At 69.7% G+C, this 2,476-nt stretch carries 3 protein-coding genes; 1 reads left to right on the top strand and 2 read right to left on the bottom strand.

Annotated elements, in window-relative coordinates; genetic code table 11:
* The coding region (gene scpA, locus Q0C81_RS18100) for a methylmalonyl-CoA mutase (protein WP_291841204.1) at positions 1 to 1,829 on the top strand (1,829 nt) is incomplete at its 5' end.
* Between the two features lie 3 nt (positions 1,830 to 1,832).
* Here the strand turns inward: scpA and Q0C81_RS18095 are convergent.
* The gene (locus Q0C81_RS18095; RefSeq protein WP_291841203.1) at positions 1,833 to 2,249 is read right to left on the bottom strand and encodes a DUF6491 family protein; all 417 of its coding nucleotides are present in this window, start codon (positions 2,247 to 2,249) and stop codon (positions 1,833 to 1,835) included.
* Positions 2,250 to 2,281: 32 nt separating this feature from the next.
* On the bottom strand, positions 2,282 to 2,476 hold a 195-nt coding region (locus Q0C81_RS18090; protein WP_291841200.1), incomplete at its 5' end, for a hypothetical protein.

Below are 2,476 nucleotides of genomic sequence, written 5' to 3'. Positions count from 1 at the left end.
ACCTAGCCACCCACCGGGGCTACGATTCGGACCACCCGCGGGTGAAGGGCGACGTCGGCATGGCCGGCGTGGCCATCGACAGCATCTACGACATGCGCACCCTGTTCGACGGCATCCCGCTGGACCAGATGTCGGTCTCCATGACCATGAACGGCGCGGTGCTGCCGGTGCTGGCGCTCTACATCGTGGCAGCGGAAGAGCAGGGCGTCGCCCACAGCGCCCTGACCGGGACCATCCAGAACGACATCCTCAAGGAGTTCATGGTCCGCAACACCTACATCTACCCACCGACGCCCAGCATGCGGATCATCGCCGACATCTTCGCCTGGACGGCCGAGCATGCGCCCAAGTTCAACTCCATCTCGATCAGCGGTTACCACATGCAGGAGGCCGGGGCCTCGGCGGATCTGGAGCTGGCCTACACCCTCGCCGACGGCATCGAATACCTGAAGGCCGGGGTCGAGGCGGGCATGGACGTGGACCGGTTCGCGCCGCGCCTGTCCTTCTTCTGGGCCATCGGGATGAACTATTTCATGGAGGTGGCCAAGATGCGGGCCGGCCGCCTGCTGTGGGCCGAGGCGGTGGCGAAGTTCGGGGCCAAGGACGCCCGCTCCCTGTCCCTGCGCGCCCACTGCCAGACCTCGGGCTGGAGCCTCGCGGCGCAGGATGTGTTCAACAACGTCTCGCGCACCATGGTCGAGGCCATGGCCGCCGCGGGCGGCCAGACCCAGTCCCTGCACACCAACGCCCTGGACGAGGCCCTGGCCCTGCCGACCGACTTCTCGGCCCGGATCGCGCGCAACACCCAGATCCTGCTGCAGATGGAGACGGGCCTGACCAAGGTCATCGACCCGTGGGGCGGCAGCTTCTACGTCGAGCGCCTGACCCACGAACTGGCCGAGCGCGCCCGCGCCCACATGGCCGAGGTCGAGGCGCTGGGCGGCATGGCCAAGGCCATCGAGGCCGGCATCCCCAAGCTGCGCATCGAGGAATCGGCGGCCAAGACCCAGGCCCGCATCGACACCGGCCAGCAGACGGTGGTCGGGGTGAACAGCTATTTCAACGACACGCCCGACGACATCCCGATGCTGAAGGTCGACAACGCCGCCGTGCTGGCCGCGCAGATCGACAAGCTCAAACGCCTGCGCGCCGAACGCGACGAGGCGGCGACCGAGGCCGCGCTGGGCGCCCTGACCCGGGGCGCGCACGGGACGGAAAACCTTCTCCAGCTGGCCGTCGAGGCCGCCCGGGCCAAGGCCACGGTGGGCGAGATCTCGGACGCGCTGGAGGCCGCCTTCGGCCGCCACATCGCCACCGTGAAGACCGTCTCCGGCGTCTATGCCAAGGAAGCCGGCGACGACCCGAAGATCAGCCGCGCCCGCGACATGGTCGCCGCCTTCATCGAGAACGACGGCGGTCCGCCGCGCATCCTGATCGCCAAACTGGGTCAGGACGGCCACGACCGGGGTCAGAAGGTGGTCGCCACCGCCTATGGCGACCTGGGCGTCGACGTCACCGCCGGCTCCCTGTTCCAGACCCCGGCCGAGGCGGCCAGGGAGGCGGTGGAGCGCAACGTCCACGCGGTCGGCGCCTCCTCCCTGGCCGCCGGCCACCTGACGCTGGTGCCCGAGCTGAAGGCCGAGCTGGAGAAGCTGGGCCGGTCCGACATCATGATCGTCGTGGGCGGGGTGATCCCGCCGTCAGACGTGCAGCCGCTGCTCGAAAGCGGCGCGGCCGCCGTCTATCCGCCCGGCTCGGTCATCGCGGACACGGCCATCGATCTGATCGAGAAGCTGAACCAGCGCCTCGGCTACGCCCAGAAGGCCTAGGACCTAAGGCTTGTAGGCGGCGGGCAGGGCTTCGACCTCTGCATCGGAGAGTCTGCGGGTCAGGCGGACTCGGCAGACCTCGGTCGGATTGGCCGACCCCGGCACGACCACGCGGGCCCAGTCGCCGGTGCACAGCCGCGATCCGGCGACGCCGCCCGCGTCCGGCACGATGGCCATCCGGTTGGCGAAGTCCAGGTCGCGGCAGGCGGCGCCGGTCATCTCATAGACGTCGCTGCGGCCCACCCGCAGGAACACCTGGTCCATGCGGCCCTGCCGGAAATTGCTCACCTGCTGGACGTTGAAACACTGCCGCGCCAGGGGCGCTTCGGCGCGGTCCCCGGTGGTGGCGGTCGGCGCGCAGGAGATGGTCATCAGGGCGGCGGCGGAAAGACCCAGACAGGTCAGGACGGGCGTGCGCATGGAAAGCTTCCTCATGTCGGCCCCCGACAAGCTCAACCGTCGAACGATACGTCGGGTTTCGCAAGTCCCTTTGCGCCGGACAGGCGCGACGGCGTGACCCGGATCGCCAGATCGCGCGCCAGCGGCGACGGGGCGCCGGTCGCCAGGGCCGCCACATGCTCGGCCAGCAGGGGCGCGGCGCAGAAACCGCGCGAGCCCAGGCCGCCGAGGATGTAGAGCCCCTCCGC

This window comes from Brevundimonas sp., assembly GCF_023259385.1.
Taxonomy (GTDB): domain Bacteria; phylum Pseudomonadota; class Alphaproteobacteria; order Caulobacterales; family Caulobacteraceae; genus Brevundimonas.
Note: the sequence above shows the minus strand (reverse complement) of the source record. Positions and strands in the feature narration are given on the sequence as shown.

Bases quoted from the DNA above. Each gene is read 5' to 3' on its own strand.
- Q0C81_RS18095 (WP_291841203.1), bottom strand. From the start codon at position 2,249: ATGCGCACGCCCGTCCTGACCTGTCTGGGTCTTTCCGCCGCCGCCCTG.